Raw genomic sequence first — 19,714 nt, 5'->3', positions numbered from 1 at the left:
AATATCTTTTCTCAAGAATAGGCGATCACTGTTCGTAGTTTTAATCGGAACCAATGTTTTATAATCCACCAGCTGCTTGAGGTACTGCCGGCTTCATCCAGTTATCTCAATGGCTTCAGATGTCGTTATGATTTCTTTATCCATAAAATCTCTCAGCTCGTCTATACTCTCAAAAATAAACTTAGCCATTTCGGAGGTTTCTCCATTTTAGAGCTATATTAATTATAGTCAACACCAACCAGATCAAAGCCAAAATCATAGTAATGATGTCGATAGCGCTAAGAAAACCATAATTAAAATTAGTGAACAATATCACAAACAGAATAAAGAATAAGATCGTTGAACCATCGATTAATTTTTTCATATTTGCTCATTTCCTTCTATATTTTTAAAAATCCAAAATATCCTCTTTCAGAAAAAGCCTGTCCCGAGGCATTTCTTTCATCGGCTCTAATTCCCCACTTTAACTAACTGGTTTAGGTATTGACGAGTGAAGCCCAATATTTTAATTGCTTCGCTTGTATTAACGGTTTCCTCATTTAAGAACCGTTTAATTGCATCACGTTCTTTAAGATTGTACATTAACATCACCCTCTTAAAATCCCCTAAATTGTTACAATAAACAACACCATTATACCTATAACAATAGTATTCTTTAAAGATTTTTTTGAAAACCTTTCTTATGTTTCAATAAATAAACAACCTATTCACGCTAAACAGAATAGGCTGTGATCTGCTCTATTTTTCATTTTCATGCGGGAACGTTCAATGTTCTTCTGCACAGTTCCTTTTTAATCCTAATAACTGCGCTATCTCTTCGAATGACATGTTTTATGTTTTGTACAGCATACATCATGAATATGTCCTTTTCTCTTTCAGTAAGTACTGAACGGGCATCAGCGATCCTTCCTTATCCCAATCACTTACCTCTCCCTCAGCTTCTTGAACGATTGCGTATTCTTCCGGCAGCGCATCAATTAAGCGCGGATCAGCAAGAATCGTTCTTTGAAATGCGTCTCTTCTGTCAGCACCTCGGCGGGCGCCGGGCTGTCTTCCGTTTTGCAGCCATTCGAGAGTGAATTCAATGTCACTGATCATGCTACTGATAATCTTTTTGTCGTTAATCTGTTCAGCCGTCAGATTGACTTCAGCCGTATCTTTGTAGAGCCGGTACATTTTTCTTATTTCTCTTAATGCTCGTTTGTACTCAATGATTAAATCCTGCATTCTGATTCCTCCCTTATTTGCGCTTAAATGCGCCGCCCTTGCCTCGTTTAAGTATTTGCATGTTTGTGTTCATCATTTATTGCCAGAAACGATCTGAGTGCTCCTGCGTGTTTTTATTGGGCTTGTTCTTTTTCTGCTTCATGTCATCCCTCCGCTCAAATAAAAAACGGACACCAATCAGAGCACAGTAATTCTGTGCAATGATCAGTGCCCGCAGGCTTTCCGTCTTGGACTATATCAAGTTTTGTCTTTTATAAACATTTTTTTATCACATAGTTCGTCTAATTTTATTATTTTTGTTTCCGTGCATAATTTAGGATTTGGTTCATTTCCTAACAAAATAAGTTCCTTGCTGACAGCATGTAAAATATACCAACAGTCATCACTCTCTTCATTTGTTGAAGGATTTTGTTGACGTTCTTGTTCGGATCTATCTATAACAATATATTTATCTTTTGACCATTCGACTAATCTGGAAACAGGCCTCATTAAAAATGGAACTGGTAAAGAAAAAATAAAAGGAAGACCCAGAATATAAATTAGTTTAATTAACTGGTTCTCGCCTTTGATACTTCCGATTATACAACCATCAAGCGCAACATAGAACAATATTAAACATGTTACAAAAACAATAACAACGCTAAACCTTATCCATTTTGGTTTGAAAAAATTCGTAAATCCCCAGTCCATGTCCTCAAATTCTATGATAAACAATATGATTGCGAATATTATTTCTCCAATCGTAGCAGTTATTGTACCAACAGTCGTAGATGTATTGAAATTAACTGTCCATTCTGGTAAATTACTCAAACTTAATATAGTAAGAAATACCACTGTCCAAAATACTGTCTGCCAAAAGTGCCGCCAAATCATTATAGTAAACAATTTCTCTTTAGAAAAAAGCTTCTTTTCAAATATATTGGCAGTTAAAGTAGTTATTGGCCTAAATGTTACAACTAACCCGTAAACTAAGATACCTGCAGCAGCTATATAACCTGGTATCCCAATACTCTTAAACAATCCAACAACATCTATAACATTTCCTCCTCTTCTAATAGTCTCTTTTTAGAATCGGCGAATTATGGATTTTATTTAGTTCTTTTAGGGAAATCACTATTTATATCGGATTTATTTACCTTCCCGCTCCTCTATATACTTATCAATATCTTGAAAAAACGCCGTGGCCGTGAATGCAATGATTGCACCTATTAATGTGATGTTCGCTTTCATGTCCGGCCTAAACTCGTACTGAAAAAAACCAGAATCCTAACCCCATTAGCATAAAAATTATTCTCAGCGCCATCGAATCTCCCTTATTTGATTTGAAATTTAGCTGATTCAAATGTTCCGATATAGTTCCGCTTGCCTGAATGTAGAGTATCAGTCCAGCTGAATGACATAGGTTCCCTTTCCGGTCTTATTCCGGATCGTTTTCACGTTGATTGATTTCAAAGGCGTTGCCGTTTTAAAACTGCCCCGCTGTGCTTCTTGTATAAATCGCGGCATCCGTAAACACCCGGCCGCTCTACCCGAATTCATTTTGCCACCTGGACCAAGCCGCGGAAGCAGGCGGCGCAACGGCCGCCGCTCCTGTAAGTAACACAACTGATAAATGATTGACTGAATCGTTTTTTCACCGTCATTGCTTCCCCTGTTTTTTGTACTCTGCGATTTCCTTAGGGGTAGCCTTCCGGACTCCGTCTGTGTCTGTCCTGTTTGCCACTTGAGCGCCTTCCATGTTTTTTATCTCGCTGACTACTCCCAAATGCTCTAAATACACATGATCACCAATCTTGAAACGATTCAGTTTGGCCCGCTCCTCTGTCATGCTCCTGTATTCAGTCGCGGCTTTCATTTTTAATTCAGCCAGACACATTTGACAAAGGGTTACTGTTACAGAATTGCCGTTAAAATCAGTAAACGAAACCGATCTGACAGATTCCTTTCCCGGGTGCATCGTGCATGTTTTCTTCATAGGCGATGGCCGTGTAAATTCAATCATTCCGCTTCCTCCTCAAAAAAAGTCTTTTCGTCCCCTGACATAACTCCGGATGAACGAGAAGTTCCATACACCCGCATCCGAACTGTCACGACACATGGAGATTGCCTTTCCTTCGCCATCTGACGGATTTTCATACATCCTTCATAGCTGTAAGCCTATATTCCTTTATATTCCCAATGCTTGCCGGACTTCCCTGTTAGGATGAAATTTCTAAAGCTGTTGACCAGTTGCCGCATGTTGGTTCCATGCGAAAAGCCGTTTGGGCCGCCGTATCCAATTCATACGGGTGAATTTCAGCCCTCTAATATGTGTGTATGCTTTGTAAAGGAGGTGCGTCACATGATGTTCTAACAACCGATTCAACCTAAAGCTAACTCTTCCCCAATTCCCGATCATAAAATAAGTAAATTTACCCAGAACAAATTAATCATTTTGCACTTTCAAAATACTTATTTGTCTTTCCCTTCATTCCTCCATGGTAATATCTTGTTGAAGTATTTCGAATGAAAGGATATGGTCATGAAAGTTTTCGAAACAAACAGCCTGCTGGCCGCTGCCAAACAGCGCGCGGGTGAATATAAAAAACTGCGCGGTCAGATGGTCAATCTGAAAAAATCGTTTCAAGGTATGGCTGACCTCGGTGACAACGACTTCTCAGGCCGGGGCGCTGACAACATCAAAGCTTTTTTCAAGGACCACGCCGGCGTCACAGACAGCTGGCTTGATCTGATCGACATGAAAATCGCATTTCTCACAAGCCTTCCCGACAAGGTCGAAGACGCCGGACTTTCCAATTCACATGTGGAGGAATCATTTCTGGAGCACGAGCTCACCCACGCCCTCAGTAAATCAAAGGCGATTATGGAAGGGCAAAAAAAGGACATGGGGTCCATCCTCAGAGAGATCGAAGACATCATCTCGCTTGATCTGTTTTCAACCGAAAGCACAGATCAGAAGCTTTCTTCAGCTGACAAAAAAAGAAGCGAAACCATACATAAGCTCGGGAAGCTTGATCACGATCTAACGAAGGAATACACAGAAACCGAAGCGAACGAACAGTTCATTCAGGCCGACTTTGAGCAGCTCCAAAACGCCACAGGCAAAGGAAAAAGCGCCACGCCGCTTCACTACAACGCCAAAGCGTACCGTGAAAGCGACGTCCATAAGAAAAAAGGCGATATCGCAAGACATTCGGATGCTTATTTGACGATTAAAAAGGAAGAAGCGAAAGAGCGTGAAATCAAGGATCTGAAGAAAAAGCTGGCTGATGGTGTAACCGACCCGGATGAATACTTAGAAATCGCCAAGAAGGTTGGCTATGAGAATCTCACCCCTGAACAGCTTGAATTTGTTTTATTTTTGGAACAGCGTAAAGCTTTCATGGATAACGGAAAAGAAGCATTGCAAATCATAGGTGATGGCGCCAAAGGTCTGCTTGTTGGTGTATACGATCTTGCCAAGGATACCGGTGAAGGAGCACTTCAACTCGGACGGAATATCGGTTGGACAATTGACAACTTAAACAAAGATCCTCAAAAAGTTCTGGATACTGTTCTGGAATACGACTATCTAGGTGTCTTTCAAAGTATGGTTGACACATTGAAGGATGATTGGGATAAAAAGATGATTCACGGGGATGCATATACACGGATGCACTATGTTACTTACTTGGGCGGAAGTCTTCTGTTATTGAAAGGCGGAAAGTCCTCTGTCTCAACAGGCTCGAAAGATCTTGCTAAAGCTGGTGGCACAATTAAGAAAGGCGGAAAGTCTGTAAAACAGTTTTACAAATCTCCTGTCAATCGGTATACTCCTGCATTAGAAGGAATCCTTCAAGATGCTGAGAATACTATTAATGTGAAGAATACACCACTCCTAAAAAGAATAGCCGATTCCACTAAAGGTAGTGTACTCTTTAAATCAATCAATGGTAAGTCATCAAAAAACAAGACAGTTAAAAAAGGCCTTTCCAAAAAATCAAGAGAAGTTGCGCTTCCAAAGGTAGACACATATGAACAAGCTAGAAATGAGGCGCTAAATCTAATTGGTGATTTAGGAATAGATTCAAAACCTTTTATAGGTACTTTATCTAAAAGCGCAGGCTTTGGTAAAGTTACTGGCCGAATGTCTGGAGATAATAAAGTCCTTTGGAGATTAGATTATGACCCCGAAAAGGGACCTCATATAAATGTTGAGGATTATAGAAATGGAAAAGGAGATAAGGCAAAGAAATATTATATACCTTTTAACGGAAACGAAGATACTTATAAATCCCTTTTAAAACATTTAAATAAATAGGAAGTGTTAATATGACCTTATACGAAGAATGTCTAGAAGCTCTTGGAGATAACAAAGAAGTCCTCACTATTTCTGAGACACGTAAATATCATGAGCAACTTGGCGAAAGTTTCCCCTTCACATCATGGGGAAGAATTAAATGGGATGAAGTAACTTATCACAGATCTATTGATTACGCTGAAGATATTGATGAATGGTTAGTTGAGAATAAAATAGATAATAAAACTGTTATTCTCCTTTGGGCTTACGGTGATTATCCAGCTGTAAAAACCAGCTTAGACAACGCCTTAAACGTAATTGATGATGTAACTGCTGTAGGTTCAGATACCTTCATGTTCAGCGAATCTGGTTATGTTATTGAATTTTTCCATGATGGAGATGTAACAATAGGAAAAGCAATATGAAAATATTAGCCCTTCTTAGTTAAGAGAATCAATATGAATTTAGAGAAAAAAATGAAAGATATATTAATTAAAAGAAAAAAACTTAATCTTAATGATGACTATGGCATTCAAAAAAGTTGGGATGAAATAATTGAAGTGCTCTCAGAAAACGAAGAAAATACAATCAGCTACTCTAGAAAATTGTAATAAAGCAGATTTATATTGGGTCAGTGAGGTATTTGAAGATTTAGCTGAAAGTTTGCAAAGTAAAGACCTTATTGATTGTTTAAGAAAATTAGATGAAAATTCCCTGGCCTAGAAATGACAAATGATATTGATATAGCAGAAAGTTATATAGAATAATATACTTACCATCTCTTATATTTGAAGATAACGATTCTTGGTGGTGGTAAGCAATGATTGAAATTAAAGTTTCTGATCCTTTATTTAGATTTCTCGGTGGACATTTCCACCAAGATATAGAGTCTCCGGCAAATGCACTTGATGAATATTTAAATGAAGCATCACAAAAACTAAAAGAAAGAGATTTAATAGCACTAACTGAGTTTGTAAATAGTGATTATTCAGAAGAAGACAAGAATGAATTTATAGAGGAAGCAGCGGATGGCATATACTTTCCTGAAGATGATATAACTCCATTAGAATGGCTTAAGCAAGTCACTGAACAAATTAAAAAACACCTTAAAACAACATAGTTAGAAAAAGAGCCCTCTTATAAGAAGGGCTTCTTTTATAATTTCAATTTCACTTCTAGCTCCGCTTTCGTTTTTAGTCCGTAAATGCCGTATGTCTTCAAAACAAACATGGACTGAATCGTTCGACCGCATTTTTGATGACAGATAAATTGAAGTGGTATAAACTGCAGAAAAAGAGGGTAGTAAAAAATCCCATAATAATGGACTTAATTTATATTCTTCTAATCTCATTTTATGGGATTTTTCCCATCTCTCTGATGAACAAAAAGTCGCTAAACCATATCGGCTGTATTTGATGTAGAGATGTATATTAATAAAGATGGCTCAATAGCTACTGCATATCCTTTATATAAAAAACCAAGGGAATGATTGATTTTATTATGGAATATATATTTGAATGTAAAAGAGACCATTTAGGATACTTACGAGTAGTTCTCCCCGCAGAGTTAGAATACTTTTCTGATTTCATTGAAGACATTGTTTCGGTAGATGAAGCTGATGAATACTTGAAAATTATTCAAGATGTATTGGATGGTTCTTCTGAAGATTATGAGATTCAACTAAGTACAACCATTGCATATATAAAAGAAGATCAAACAGTCATAGAACACCTTTATACAGAAAATGAAAACGATAGAAGCTCCATGGAGACAGAAAAATTCAAAAAACTTATACTCGACTGGAGAGACAAGATCCCCCAAAGGTATAAGAGTGATGATTGAAACTTTAGGTCCCTTGAAATTCAAGGGACCTTTTTATTACTTAATACCGCTTCAAGTTTCACTTTGTTTTCGATCCGCAGTTACTATCTGGAGAACTCATTAGGAACCGTCTGACGAATTTTCGGTTTTCAGTGCATAATAGCTATCAATGCCATTTCCTTGCCCTTCTTACTGGAATAATGTAAGCCTCTAGAGCTGTTTCAATAAAAAGTAAAAAACCCTTGCTACGCAAGGGTTTTGGCTATGATTCCGACTGGGCTCGAACCAGCGACCTCTACCCTGTCAAGGTAGTGATTATCTTCTGATACGAACAGAAGTTTTATTTTGAAACCTGATTTTATAAGGTTTGCTGACAAGTCTTTCTGATAAAAAATCTTCTGTTTTGGCTAAAATTGAACAAGTTGGTCCCCAATTCGTCCCCAACTGTCCCCAAATCAGATTCATTGACAACAGAACCTAAGTTCGCATATCATCTTTGCAGGAGTTGAATTGCAATGACCGATTTTGAGCGTAAAGTATATCGTATTATTTATAATATGACCCGTTTCGGGAAAAATCCCTCCATGGAACAATTGAAAAGGAAATCTGGAAAAGATGAGCAGACGATCCGTGCTGCTGTGAAAAATTTGATGAGGCAACGCATTTTGAAGTGGGATAAGAAAAAAGAGAAGTGGATGTTTTGACTCATTACAAACATGGTTTATTCCATTTAATTCTCTTTTAGCTACTGCAGCATATGAAGTATACCAATTATCAAGTGACTGATTCTTCGATGGATGGATTGAAAAATGAGCCGGCGCATACTGATATTGTGTAAGATAAATGTGGATACCCAAGGGAACAAAAAAAACCCACCTTTTAGTGAGCTTTTTAGATTACACACCTAATTCTTTAATTCCTATCGCTTTATATGCCGGTTCCTTTAAATCGTAACCTTTAAGAATTTCCTCTACCGCCTCTTTATCATAAACAGAAACAAAGAAGACTTCGTGACTAATTTGATATTGATTCAGCTCTTCTTTTAATGTTTTCATGTATTCTACTTCTGAACACCCGATTTTATCGGGTAAAACTTTACATTCATAAAATTGACCATGAAATCCATCCCAGCTTGCAAAGTCTATAGAAGAACGTCTTCGACAACCGTTTTTGTCAACGACCCCACTCTTATTATAGGGGCAGATATATGCCACCTCAGACTGTTGATCACCCTTGTGTAAAACTACTTTCGCACCCCACCCAAAGGTTTTTTTTGAATTTTTACTCAGAATATTATAACCGCCATTCTTAGCGATTAATAATGATTCTACCATCGTACCCCTTAATTTATTTAAATCAGCTTTAGAGTTGCAATTATTAAAAGCTTTTTTCATTATTTTTACTAGTTTTGTTCCTTTTAACCTTTCAAATATAACTTCGTGTCTTTTAAATTGATTCTCCCAGTTTCTAATATCCCAACTATAAGAACTTCTAATCACTGAACAAAACTGCATAAAATAAGGCCTTTTAGATTTAAAGTGATCGGCTATTTCTCTGGTTGCCTCGATCATAAAAGGTTCTAAACTATCTGTCCTTTTAAAAACAATAGTTTTATAATTTTCCTTCATATAGTTTTACTCCGACAAAAGTTCTCTTTTTGTATTCTGTTTTAGAGTTTCTAAAACATCAATAGTCGGGATATTATATACTGGAAGATTCATTCTAGCCAAGGTACTTGATAGACATTCTCTTGCATATGGTAATAGGAGAGGGACCGCCTGATCATACGCAAACTCCTCAAACTCTGTCTCATCTATTTCTACTTCTTCTCTTAATTCACATACACCTTGATACACGATTTCAAACGAAAAAGCTTCATCTTCTTCTCCAAAATTTACTTCTGTTGCTAACTGGATTTCAACTAAATTCCTTGAAATAGTCTCTACTTTCCGATTAACTGTTAAAGCAATTTTATAAGCTCTATTTTTATCAGTTAACCCATTATTTATACAGTTAAGCGATTTTAGATAAACCTTTTTTAGTTGCATAGAATTTTTGATCAGGTTGTAATATTCTAGTGTTTCCATATGTAAATTCCTCCATAAAAAAAGAACCCACTGTAATGGCAGGTTCAGAGTTGTTTATCGTCTCTACAAAAGCTTCCTCAGAAAAATAGGAACTTTCATTAAAAAAACCTATTCCATCGACGTCATTAACATTAAAGACATTATCATCAATTTCTTCAGAAGCCGAAATCTCTAATGAAGATGAGATATATTCAGGAATACTGTTTATGCTGGTAATAAGGTTATTTCTTACCTCTTCCATATTTGAAAGTTCAATTTCATTCCTGATTATGAATTCGTCGTATTCAAGCATGGCCAATAAGGAATCTGTATTGGGAAGGTCTAATTCTGAGTTTTCTTTGATTCTTTGAATACCTTTGAGCTGCACCCATTCTAAAAACGATTTATCAACAGGGTTTAAGCTCTTATGTTTTAACTTTTCTAAAAATTGAAATATATCAAACGAATCATCTACAGAAAAATACTTAGTTAGAGACTCAAAATAGACACCCAATAGTTTTTCAAAACAAACATCTGCCAAACTTGGGTTTTCTTTTTCCTCTAAACAAAACCATTTTCTGATACTCATAACAATTCCTCCAAACAGATAACTTATTAGTATATCTGGTATTACAAAAATATTCAAGTGGTAATTTTTGTTTTTCTGTGATCACTATACTACACCAACACTAAGTTTACAAGTGGGAAAGTTTAATCAATTTTTGTTTACCCCTAAAAAACCCTTTTAAATCCTATGTTTAAGCCTAAAAATTTATTTCTAAAAATATTTTAGTCAAACATGGCTTATTTTAGACAAGAGAACACTCATTCTCATTCAGTTGGCAAACGTATGACAAACAAAAATCCTCCTCGTCTCGAGAAGGGCTGTCATCATACGGCCTGTATTTCTTCCGGCCGGCTTCTAATTCTTTTTTAAGTGCTTGTACATGTTCAAGCAAAACCAATGTAACTCCTCCAACCTTTTTAACCGGTTTGAGCTTTCCTGAAGTCAAAAGAGTGATCAACCTCGCTGGGTGATTCCAAGCTGCTACCCGCCTATCACTTTTAAGCTCTTCTCAATTGCTTAATAACACAAAGATAAGAACAAAGACTCAGGTCATATTAATCATTTTCCTCTTTCGAAATACTCATTTGTCTTTTTCTTCATTCTTCCATGGTAATATCTTGTTAAAGCATTTCAGATGAAAGGATATGGTCATGAAAGTTTTTGAAGCAAACAGCTTGCTGACCGCTGCCAAACAGCGTGCGAATGAATACAAAGAACTGCGCGGCAAGATGGTCAATCTAAAAAAAGCGTTTCAAGGTATGGCTGACCTCGGTGACAGCGACTTTTCAGGCCGGGGCGCTGACAATATCAAAGCCTTTTTTCAGGATCACGCCGGCGTCACAGACAGCTGGCTTGATCTGATCGATATGAAAATCGCATTTCTCACAAGCCTTCCCGGTAAGGTCGAAGATGCCGGACTTTCCAATTCGCATGTGGAGGAATCATTTCTGGAGCATGAGCTCACCCACGCCCTCAGTAAATCAAAGGCGATTATGGAAGAGCAGAAAAAGGACATGCGCTCCATCCTCGGAGAGATCGAAGACATCATCTCGCTTGATCTGTTTTCAACGGAAAGCACAGATCAGAAGCTCTCTTCAGCTGACAAAAAAAGAAGCGAAACGATACATAAACTCGGCAAGCTTGATCACGATCTAACGAAAGAATACGCAGAAACCGAAGCAAATGAACATTTTATCCAAGCAGATTTCCAGCAGCTCCAAAACGCCACGGGCAAAGGAAAAAGCGCCACGCCGCTTCACTACAACGCCAAAGCGTACCGTGAAAGCGACATCCATAAGAAAAAAGGCGATATCGCAAGACATTCGGATGCTTATTTGACGATTAAAAAGGAAGAAGCGAAAGAGCGTGAAATCAAGGATCTGAAGAAAAAGCTGGCTGATGGCGTAACCGACCCGGATGAATACTTAGAAATCGCCAAAAAGGTTGGCTATGAGAATCTCACCCCTGAACAGCTTGAATTTGTTTCATTTCTGGAACAGCGTAAAGCTTTCATGGATAACGGAAAAGAAGCATTGCAAATCATAGGTGATGGCGCCAAAGGTCTGCTTGTTGGTGTATACGATCTTGCCAAGGATACCGGTGAAGGAGCACTTCAACTCGGATGGAATATCGGTTGGACAATTGACAACTTAAACAAAGATCCTCAAAAAGTTCTGGATACTGTTCTGGAATACGATTATCTAGGTGTCTATCAAAGTATGGTTGACACATTGAAGGATGATTGGGATAAAAAGATGATTCACGGGGATGCATATACACGGATGCACTATGTTACTTACTTGGGCGGAAGTCTTCTGTTATTGAAAGGCGGAAAGTCCTCTGTCTCAACAGGCTCAAAAGATCTTGCTAAAGTTGGGAAGGCGGCTAGCGAAAAGATTAAAAATGGCAATCCATCTGTCAAGCCTTATGCCAATAGATATACCCCGGCATTAGAAGGGATTTTACAAGACGCCGGGAATACTATTAATGTTAAAAATACGCCGCTTTTAAAGAGATTAGTTCAATCAAAGGATGATTTGTTTACTAAAGCCGCACCTTATACTTACAGAGATGAATATGGAAACCTCAAAACAGTTAACTTAAAAATGGGCCATCTAAAAAACCAAAAACACCCTAAAACTGGAGTTCCATATAATAAAGACGGTTTCCCAATTTTCAAAGCAAAATTTGATACAAAGATTGATTCCAAACTTTATAAGGAAAGCGATTATTTACAATTTAAAGATGCAACCTTAAAATTAAAAGAAGAAATTGAAAGAGATCCTTTACTTAGAAATCAATTCAATGACCTTCAAATCGAAATGATAAAAGCTGGTGAAACACCAGACGGATATACTTGGCATCATCACCAAGATTCAGGGAGAATGCAATTAGTTGACCAAAAGGTGCATCGGCAAACAGGCCATACAGGAGGCCGGCACCTTTGGGGTGGAGGAAGTAAGAACAGATAGGAGTTGGTCAATATGACAGAGTGGAGATTCGCCGAAGAACCTATCGGGGAAACAACTGTTAAAAAAATCGAAAAGGCTTTAGATATTAAGTTTCCAAACGACTACATTTCAACTATATTAAACAACAATGGAGCACGCCCAAGTAAAAAGATTTTTGACTATGAAAATACAAAAGGCGCGGTTTTTAATCGATTACATGGTCTAACTGAGGATAGTTCAAGTTTTATTTTAGAGGTTTTAGAAGATTATCAGGATGGAAGAATGCTTTCAGGGATAGTCCCTTTCGCCTGTGATCCTTTCGGTAATGAAATCTGTTTCGATTATCGTCAGAATAAAGAAAATCCCTCTGTGGTTTTCTGGGATCATGAAATTGCTTATGAAGACCCTGATGGAGCTTTGAGTCATATATCTGATTCATTTACCGATTTGGTTAATAAACTATACGATGAATAAAAAGATAAGTCCCTTCTCATAACGAGAAGGGATTCTCTTATTTTAGTAGAGCTTCAAGCTTCGCTTTTGTTTTCGGCCCGTAAATGCCATCAGCAGTCAGGCCGTACATCACAAAAAAACCTCCTCGTCACGAGAAGGGAATCATTCATCATACAAACGATACTTCTTAACGCTCTGCCTCTGATTTTTTTCAGAGCTTATACATTCACCAAGAGGAAAAGCAGGCATTTACCTGCTTTTAGAACAACAATAGATTAATAGCATAATAAACACCATCAGCAATTATTTTGGCCGATCCTCCGCCAATCTTACCCTTCAAAGCCTTAAATAGCTTGTCCGAAATCATATGTGCAGTAACATCGGGAAGTTCAGCTATTTCATCTATCTTATCTGCTATGTAGCCTGAATTCTTTTTAAATGCTTTTGCTGCTTTAGCGTCGGCATGTTTTAATATTTGGCCAACCGCTGCTCCGCCATGTCTAATTCCTAAGGAGACTGTATTTGCAGCTAATTTGACTAGATAGCCTTTAATGCCGGTAGTGTGGAACACTGGCTCCTCACTCTGTTCCTCAGCCAAATTGTTCACAGTGTTAGTTTGAACATTAACACTCTGTGTTGTTCCTTTAGTCTCAGTTTGACTATTAGGAGTTGCGGCACTTGCAACGCTTGGTAATAGTGTTGATACTAAAAGTAAGCCTGTGAGAGACAGAATAATTACGCTTGACATAATCCTTTTCATTTTACCACCTCCTTCCAATATAGTATTATATACTAAAATTTATAATTTTTGTTTAAAATTAGTTAAAAAAGGAGACTTATCATGAGAAAAATTTACAATCATATGAATGTTGACCAAAAAAAGACTGCTATTAAATTGTTTAAAGAGGATTTAGAAGAACTGAAGAAGGAGCAGAAACAGGAAGGTGAAAAGGGTTACCCTCGGGTTGTAAGAGATGCAATTGAGGAAACTATACAACGGTACATACAAGATATAGAATACCTAACAAATGACTTAAAACAAAATGAGCAGGCCTAATGCCTGCTCATTTTCATTTCAGAAGCGCTTCGATCTTTGTTTTTGTCTTCGGCCCATAGATGCCGTCAGCAGACAGGCCATACATGGACTGGAATCGTTTCACCGCATTCGCTGTTTTCGGGCCATATGCGCCGTCTATTCCGAAACTCTTCGCACTTTTGTCCGCGTAATAATGAAGAGCCGCCAGCGCCGTTTGAATCTGTTTTACGGCCTCCCCTCGGGTTAACGGGCTTGTGATTTTAAAAATACCCGCTGGAAGGCGGAAGGATGATTTCTTGCCGCCGGATGGTGAGCCAGCCGAATCCGTCAGCTTTATTACCTGGCCGACTCTGATTAGATTCGGGTTCTTAATGCCGTTCAAGCTTTGCAGGGTTTTCATGCTTACTCCTGTTTTCTCTGCAATTACAGAAAGGGCATCGCCTTTCTTGACGGTGTACGTCGCCCCGTTGGTCTTTGAATCTATTTTTTGTGGTTTGGATGCCTTTTTACCTCCAAGGCGTTCAAGTTCTGCAGCAATGGCCGCTTTCACTTCATCCCAGCGCCCCGCATCTAAAATACGGTGCGGGCAGTATTTCCCATTCCAGTCCTGATGCTTTCTGATTTTGTCAACGCCCCATCCGCGCTCTTGAAGTAACTGAGCGACAAACTTGATAGCCAGCGCCTCCGCTGCTTGATATCGCGCTCCGCCTGACTTGCTGTAGCAGATTTCCACACCGATAGACTTACGGTTCCCGGTTCCGTTTGTACCGTCGCCAGAATGCCAAGCGTTCCGGTCCAGCGGAATCCCCTGAATTACTTCTTTATCGTCTACGGCAAAATGATAGCTTGTCGATTCGCTGTTTCCCGTCATATAACTGATTTCATTCGCGGCTGATGCGTCGTTTGCTGTGTTATGGATGGTGATATACTCCGGCGTCATTGGATTCGGGCATTTCAGGCTGTATTCTTCGCTTGGGACTAATCTCTTTTTCACTGCAATTGTCATAAAAAATCTCTCCTATTCTGTTTTGAAATATAAAAAAGCAGCCGGGTTAACCAGCTGCCTGATCGTCTTTTTCTGTTTTCTGATCGTTGTCGCTTTCAATAACGTGAAGCCTGTCGGTGATAACGGCTGGTATCTTAACCCCGATCTGCGCCAAGTTTTCCGTGATGGACAGACCCTCATTTGCGATATAAAAAAGAACGGTTCCAAAGGTCAGAACACCGTTCAAATTTGTTATCGTATCAATAATGTTGGCAACGATGACCACCATAAAACTGAGCATCTTCCGCACATATCCAAACCACGCGCTGCGGCTTCGGAGCTGCTTCATTTTCCACGCTTTGATAATGCCGGTGATGACATCCAAGATGCTGAGTATCAAAAGCAAGTCAAGGTATTTCACCTCCCCGAAAAGATATGTTCTTGCGATCTGTAAGCTTTCAAAATTCATCCACACATGTATTCCCTCCATTTTGATCACCTCCTTCGAGGCAAAATAAAAACACCTATTCGGTTACAGGTGCTGGTTCACTATTATTTTCTTTCGCTGACAGTGCAGCATTTAATTGTTCTTGAAGTTCCTCGCGCTTCTTTTGCGCAAATGTATATAAAGCCTTGTATTCGGCGCGTTCCTTATTCTTTTGATCCAATTCTTCTTGCAGTGAAATGGATTTATAGATTTCAATCTGCAGCTGTTCCTGAAGCTGCTCTTTTGTCATTTCTTTCATTCCGTTCCCCTCCCTATTCTTGATCCGGATACGCATTACCGCGCTCTTTTGCTGTAATTTCATCATATTCCGCTTGAGTGATGCGGCCTTTTTCAACAGCCTTTTTCATTTCAATGGTCAAAACAGTTCCGTTATTCCAGCAGCCCTCAAAAAAACCGTAAAGTGTACTTTGACTTTCCATAGGGCTCTCCTCCGATCATTGTGATTGATTTGCCATTAAGATATTACAGGCTCTTTGAAGATCCAAAATTTGCTCTTTCAGCCTTTCGACTTCTGTTTTTTCACTATTTGGATCTGGTTTAGGATTTACAACTGTTGGTTCAAGCTTCATTTTCTTTCTTCTCCTCTCCGTCTTCTCTGCACATAAAAATTGTGCCTTCCCTAGTACCATCTGGCGACACCCTCACTGATACAGGAAATGAAATCAAAAAGTTTTTTCCTTCATAAGCACAATAACTTCTCCCGTCAAGGTAAGCCTTACTTAGAGAAAGGGAAGCAATCTCTTTTTCTTTATCTAAATCTAACCACAGGACATATTCGACCGTGGCAGTGTCGTCCGGTGTCAGATCGAAATATGCAGCGTCAACAGGATACATTTTCCCTTCGACCTCCGCGTCCCGTAGTTCTCCTGCTGTAATTTCAATACCTGCTTCGGTCTCTTTAATTTCAGCGGTATAAAACCAACCTGGATTAGCAAAAATTGTTTTAATCATATATTTTTCCCCTTCTTACCTTGGTTCTATGAAAACAGCAAATCTGACTCTGAACTTTCTGCCAAGTATAGCCGTTGAACTCCCAGTACCTCTTAACCAGACCCGGAACGCTGATGTAGATGACTGGCTATTTACATGAGCGTGAACGTGATCAGCATATGAACCGTATACAGTTGGTAGAATTAAGAATACATTCTCAATGCTTGAGATACCTTGTAAATAAACATCAGTTCCAACCCCTGTATAAGCATCTCCTTTGGACGGCATCGTTATTTCTGTCTCCATCAGTCGGACAATTGCATTTGTGTTTAGTGCCCCGTGCGTGTCCGAGATAGTCTTATCAACTTGAATCCCTAACAATGCCACGCCCGGGTATCCGGGACTATCACCCGCTCTCATTGTTACAGCTCTTTCCCCACCCGGTGTAAGATCTATTCCACCTGAACCATCTAAAACTTGGATGTTTATACCTGTTTTTGCTCTAAGCATTAAATCTTCTTCTGCAAACATATATTGTTTATTTCCGACGTAGTGTGTCGCCTTTGAACCATTTGTATTGATTGTAAAATAGTTGTCAGTAAGGTGAGATGGAACATAACTTCCCATGTACATTGTCGTCGCCCCACCTTTTTTCATGCGTAACCACGCAGATGAATCTGAATCTTTTGAAGCATCCCAGTCATTACAGTACATCTGAATCTCAGCATATCCACTTTGATTTTTATTACCAGACATACTGATTGAAGCATTGCTGAGGTTTAAATATCGTGAAGGCTCGTCTGTTCCCGTGTCTCGCCCCCCGGTAACCATTGAAATTTGACCACTCGTTATGGTCATTTCATCATATCTTTTCCACGGCTCTCCAGATGTCACTGTATAGTTAAACCGTTGATAAATCTTATTCCCTTCAATATATGAATTATAGGCAGATGATTCGTTCAACGGTTCAAAGCGTCCGCCCTTAATCAGAGACCCCGTTATATCAATAGCATTAATTGTCCCTGAAGTGATTTTGTCCGCTGACAAACTCCCTATCTTTGCATTGGTGATTGCTCCGTCAATGATATGTGCGGTGTCAATTATAGCTGTTCCGAGATGTGCCTTTTTAATTGCAGCGTTCGCAATAGCCGCAGACCCTACCGCCGCGTCTGCAATTTTTGCTGATGTTATCGCGGCTGATTGAATATTGGCGGAACCGACCGCAAGGTTTGCAAGATAGTTATTCGTGATAACCCCATCAACCAAGGCTACGTCATAGGGACTGTAGCCATATTCTTTAATTACCGCTCCTTTTCTGATTTGAATTTTTCTTACGACATAACTGCAATTACTGTTATCATCCGAACCTCGGCCGCCCAAACCAATTGTGTAATTATTACCGGTTTCCGGTGCCGTAAATTGAATATTCACTCTTACGAATTCATCAGCCGGGTAATTGCTTATGTCTGTGAGCCCGTTTGAATCCAAGGAAATAAAAGTGCTGCCTTTTTTTAGATGATTCCAAGATATATCTGTTGTATTATTTCGTTTCACTTCAAAAGACAGAGTATATTCTTGATCTTTTATAAGCGACATCGTCTGTTTTACAGAAAGTTGACTTACACCAAAAGCCTTGTTCCCATCCTGATAAATTGTCATTTCATTGAATTCTTTTTTGTCTAGCGTGTACTTTGAGCCTGAATAGGCATACCACCAGTTGCTATCTAACAATGAACCCGGCAAAATATTGGCATCATCAAAGTTTCTGGAAAGCTTATCAGCGTTAACGGCCAGATCGGCCAGTTTTTCCTTGGTAATTGCTCCGAAAACAATATCATCAGTCAAAATACGCTGAGTGGTTGCGGAAAACTGATCCGTGAATTCGCTTGCTGTGCCTCGTGTGTTGATTGAGCGCAAACGATAATACCAAACTTCATTTACTCCCGTAAAATGCTCATATCCGCTTGTTTTGCCTCTGAAAATACGATTTTCTTTTAATGGAGTGAATCCATTTACTTGTGAAGCATATACCTCATAGGCCGCAATAAAACTGGACGGATCATAATCCCATGTTAGGGCCACATTCTGAAACATTGGCTTGATCACTACATTCGACGGAACAGGCGGAGCTTTGTCAGGGAAACTTCCATCCGTAACCTCACCAGCGTCCGGTTTACTTTCCCAAGTACCGCGGTTTTTTTCTATCACGCTTTCAATTTGATCAATTCGGCCGTCTTTTTGTAATGCTGATAAAAATTGGCCGATCTCAACAACGCAAGTATTTTCAGGGTCGGTAATATCGTATTCCATTGAAATAACGCGCTGCGATGTCTCAATTGGGATAGCGAAGTTTCGATCAATTGCGATCGTTGTATCTCCCAATTCCACATGTTCGTGTTCGTGTCCCGGCACGCTCTCAAGCAGTTGCACGGACAGCTCATAATTGATTTCTGTCTTACATGCAGTCGTAATCAAATGATTATATGTGGCCTTTAAGAGCTCTTCCGGCTCCGTTATATCTTCATTATTGAACTGGCCTTCCCGATGGATCAACTTCCCATCTTTAAGGCGCCCCAATCTTTCTAATAAATCCGGATCGCCAACCCATTCCTGGCCTAAAGGCTTATCGACCGGGTCGCCTTTTGTTTTTTTCCATTCTACTTCAGAGAAATCAATAAAACGGGAATAACCGCCCGTTTCCTCTCCTTCCTCATCTGTAGATGCTATGGATGCCCCGTAACCCCAAAGAGCTGTCACCGGGTAACTGATAACGGTCCGCCGGATATTCGTTGTATCCTTATCACTCTCAAAGCGCTTCCCGCTGTCTTTACCGCGACGAGGAAGTATTTTTATGATTCGTTTGACGACCTTATTACCATCAAATTCTATAGTGTCCTGAAGCTCTCCGCCCCATATATTGATCACATCAGCGATACAATCCAATGCTGTTTTTTTATAGAAGGTAGTCGTATTCACTCCAAGCTCCGCCGTTACTTCCGCCACCCATCTTGACCGAGAAAGAACGTTGTCCAGTACAAACTGTGCAGTTTTATTGGTAGGACGGAAATCTTTTACAAAGGTTTCCGCAAGCTCCATTATGGCAGCCTCACAGGTAACCTGGGTATTAACCTCTCCTTCTTCGTCTGCATCATCCAATTCCTTAATGACAAACAGACGCATTACACCGTCTTTATCCTTGAATACCACTTGATTTTCTTCGAATAGGAAGCGTGCGTCAGGGTGGGAGGCATCCGCTACAAAAGAAAAAGAAGAGCCCTTGTTGAGCTCTTCCTTGTATTTTGCATCCCAGAACGTACAGGTTTCTCGTCCGTGGCTGGACAGCACTGTCAATAATTTATCATCTGGTGAAAGTATATAAATGTCAGCCATG

At 39.3% G+C, this 19,714-nt stretch carries 21 protein-coding genes and 6 pseudogenes; 9 read left to right on the top strand and 18 right to left on the bottom strand.

Features of this window, described 5'->3' with window-relative positions; genetic code table 11:
* Positions 1-388: 388 nt before the first annotated feature.
* The 6 genes and pseudogenes from NSQ37_RS11875 to NSQ37_RS11850 all read right to left on the bottom strand — a co-directional run bounded on the left by NSQ37_RS11875 (position 389) and on the right by NSQ37_RS11850 (position 3,229).
* Positions 389-582 (bottom strand): annotated as a pseudogene (locus NSQ37_RS11875) (DNA-binding protein).
* Between the two features lie 125 nt (positions 583-707).
* Positions 708-1,227: pseudogene (locus NSQ37_RS11870) on the bottom strand (sigma factor-like helix-turn-helix DNA-binding protein).
* 13 nt (positions 1,228-1,240) lie between these two features.
* A pseudogene (locus NSQ37_RS11865) lies at positions 1,241-1,369 on the bottom strand (hypothetical protein).
* 95 nt (positions 1,370-1,464) lie between these two features.
* A complete protein-coding gene (locus NSQ37_RS11860) occupies positions 1,465-2,247 on the bottom strand; it encodes a hypothetical protein (protein ID WP_076423904.1) in 783 nt (260 codons plus the stop codon).
* Positions 2,248-2,540: 293 nt separating this feature from the next.
* Positions 2,541-2,830 (bottom strand): annotated as a pseudogene (locus NSQ37_RS11855) (hypothetical protein).
* A gap of 36 nt (positions 2,831-2,866) precedes the next feature.
* Positions 2,867-3,229 (bottom strand): hypothetical protein, encoded by a 363-nt coding sequence (locus NSQ37_RS11850; RefSeq protein WP_167340609.1) that lies wholly within the window; start codon positions 3,227-3,229, stop codon positions 2,867-2,869.
* A 519-nt stretch (positions 3,230-3,748) separates the two neighbouring features.
* On the opposite strand from NSQ37_RS11850, the gene NSQ37_RS11845 reads away from it, so the two are divergent.
* The 6 genes and pseudogenes from NSQ37_RS11845 (at position 3,749) to NSQ37_RS11820 (ending at position 8,031) form a co-directional block, all read left to right on the top strand.
* The gene (locus tag NSQ37_RS11845; protein WP_341123794.1) at positions 3,749-5,527 is read left to right on the top strand and encodes a T7SS effector LXG polymorphic toxin; all 1,779 of its coding nucleotides are present in this window, start codon (positions 3,749-3,751) and stop codon (positions 5,525-5,527) included.
* Between the two features lie 11 nt (positions 5,528-5,538).
* The gene (locus NSQ37_RS11840) at positions 5,539-5,931 is read left to right on the top strand and encodes a CDI toxin immunity protein (protein ID WP_021494070.1); all 393 of its coding nucleotides are present in this window, start codon (positions 5,539-5,541) and stop codon (positions 5,929-5,931) included.
* A 33-nt stretch (positions 5,932-5,964) separates the two neighbouring features.
* Positions 5,965-6,273, top strand: a pseudogene (locus NSQ37_RS11835) (hypothetical protein).
* A 53-nt stretch (positions 6,274-6,326) separates the two neighbouring features.
* On the top strand, positions 6,327-6,626 hold the full coding sequence (locus tag NSQ37_RS11830; protein ID WP_095352238.1) for a contact-dependent growth inhibition system immunity protein: 300 nt from the start codon (positions 6,327-6,329) through the stop codon (positions 6,624-6,626).
* A gap of 365 nt (positions 6,627-6,991) precedes the next feature.
* Complete coding sequence (locus NSQ37_RS11825; RefSeq protein ID WP_160222981.1) at positions 6,992-7,348, top strand: tRNA-Val4; 357 nt, start codon at positions 6,992-6,994, stop codon at positions 7,346-7,348.
* A 494-nt stretch (positions 7,349-7,842) separates the two neighbouring features.
* A complete protein-coding gene (locus NSQ37_RS11820; RefSeq protein WP_300945728.1) occupies positions 7,843-8,031 on the top strand; it encodes a hypothetical protein in 189 nt (62 codons plus the stop codon).
* A 192-nt stretch (positions 8,032-8,223) separates the two neighbouring features.
* Here the strand turns inward: NSQ37_RS11820 and NSQ37_RS11815 are convergent, their stop codons facing one another.
* Genes NSQ37_RS11815 through NSQ37_RS11805 form a run of 3 tightly spaced genes read right to left on the bottom strand, consistent with a single transcriptional unit; the run spans position 8,224 to position 9,982 of the window.
* Positions 8,224-8,955: a hypothetical protein gene (locus NSQ37_RS11815; RefSeq protein ID WP_300945726.1), complete on the bottom strand. Its 732-nt coding sequence runs from the start codon at positions 8,953-8,955 to the stop codon at positions 8,224-8,226.
* A gap of 6 nt (positions 8,956-8,961) precedes the next feature.
* A complete protein-coding gene (locus tag NSQ37_RS11810; RefSeq protein WP_268471095.1) occupies positions 8,962-9,414 on the bottom strand; it encodes a protein-export chaperone SecB in 453 nt (150 codons plus the stop codon).
* On the bottom strand, positions 9,341-9,982 hold the full coding sequence (locus NSQ37_RS11805) for a hypothetical protein (protein ID WP_341123789.1): 642 nt from the start codon (positions 9,980-9,982) through the stop codon (positions 9,341-9,343). Before NSQ37_RS11805 ends, NSQ37_RS11810 begins: the two co-directional genes overlap by 74 nt.
* A gap of 629 nt (positions 9,983-10,611) precedes the next feature.
* On the opposite strand from NSQ37_RS11805, the gene NSQ37_RS11800 reads away from it, so the two are divergent.
* Both NSQ37_RS11800 and NSQ37_RS11795 read left to right on the top strand, forming a co-directional pair.
* The gene (locus NSQ37_RS11800; RefSeq protein WP_326134100.1) at positions 10,612-12,432 is read left to right on the top strand and encodes a T7SS effector LXG polymorphic toxin; all 1,821 of its coding nucleotides are present in this window, start codon (positions 10,612-10,614) and stop codon (positions 12,430-12,432) included.
* 12 nt (positions 12,433-12,444) lie between these two features.
* Complete coding sequence (locus NSQ37_RS11795) at positions 12,445-12,885, top strand: SMI1/KNR4 family protein (RefSeq protein WP_007408575.1); 441 nt, start codon at positions 12,445-12,447, stop codon at positions 12,883-12,885.
* A 37-nt stretch (positions 12,886-12,922) separates the two neighbouring features.
* Here the strand turns inward: NSQ37_RS11795 and NSQ37_RS11790 are convergent.
* Positions 12,923-13,003 (bottom strand): annotated as a pseudogene (locus NSQ37_RS11790) (peptidoglycan-binding domain-containing protein); the annotation flags it as partial.
* A gap of 120 nt (positions 13,004-13,123) precedes the next feature.
* Entirely contained in the window at positions 13,124-13,624 is a 501-nt protein-coding gene (locus NSQ37_RS11785; protein ID WP_017417299.1) for a hypothetical protein, read from the bottom strand.
* Between the two features lie 81 nt (positions 13,625-13,705).
* Between NSQ37_RS11785 and NSQ37_RS11780 the strand changes: the two genes are divergently transcribed.
* Positions 13,706-13,921 (top strand): hypothetical protein, encoded by a 216-nt coding sequence (locus NSQ37_RS11780; protein ID WP_017417298.1) that lies wholly within the window; start codon positions 13,706-13,708, stop codon positions 13,919-13,921.
* 13 nt (positions 13,922-13,934) lie between these two features.
* On the opposite strand, the gene NSQ37_RS11775 is transcribed toward NSQ37_RS11780, so the two are convergent.
* Genes NSQ37_RS11775 through NSQ37_RS11745 form a run of 7 tightly spaced genes read right to left on the bottom strand, consistent with a single transcriptional unit; the run spans position 13,935 to position 19,713 of the window.
* Positions 13,935-14,906: an N-acetylmuramoyl-L-alanine amidase gene (locus NSQ37_RS11775; RefSeq protein WP_341123785.1), complete on the bottom strand. Its 972-nt coding sequence runs from the start codon at positions 14,904-14,906 to the stop codon at positions 13,935-13,937.
* 46 nt (positions 14,907-14,952) lie between these two features.
* A complete protein-coding gene (locus NSQ37_RS11770; protein WP_015239640.1) occupies positions 14,953-15,375 on the bottom strand; it encodes a phage holin family protein in 423 nt (140 codons plus the stop codon).
* 34 nt (positions 15,376-15,409) lie between these two features.
* Positions 15,410-15,631: a hypothetical protein gene (locus tag NSQ37_RS11765; protein WP_269388921.1), complete on the bottom strand. Its 222-nt coding sequence runs from the start codon at positions 15,629-15,631 to the stop codon at positions 15,410-15,412.
* A 13-nt stretch (positions 15,632-15,644) separates the two neighbouring features.
* A complete protein-coding gene (locus NSQ37_RS11760) occupies positions 15,645-15,812 on the bottom strand; it encodes an XkdX family protein (protein ID WP_335432645.1) in 168 nt (55 codons plus the stop codon).
* A gap of 15 nt (positions 15,813-15,827) precedes the next feature.
* A complete protein-coding gene (locus tag NSQ37_RS11755) occupies positions 15,828-15,962 on the bottom strand; it encodes a hypothetical protein (protein WP_264819774.1) in 135 nt (44 codons plus the stop codon).
* Complete coding sequence (locus tag NSQ37_RS11750) at positions 15,952-16,344, bottom strand: hypothetical protein (protein ID WP_335432641.1); 393 nt, start codon at positions 16,342-16,344, stop codon at positions 15,952-15,954. The genes NSQ37_RS11755 and NSQ37_RS11750 overlap by 11 nt, the downstream gene beginning before the upstream one ends.
* Positions 16,345-16,359: 15 nt before the next feature.
* Entirely contained in the window at positions 16,360-19,713 is a 3,354-nt protein-coding gene (locus tag NSQ37_RS11745) for a prophage endopeptidase tail family protein (RefSeq protein WP_341123782.1), read from the bottom strand.
* Position 19,714 lies beyond the last annotated feature (1 nt).

It is taken from the genome of Bacillus sp. FSL P4-0334 (assembly GCF_038004825.1).
GTDB lineage: Bacteria > Bacillota > Bacilli > Bacillales > Bacillaceae > Bacillus > Bacillus velezensis.
The sequence above is the reverse complement of the archived record's forward strand: the minus strand, read 5'-3'. Positions and strand labels throughout refer to the sequence as shown.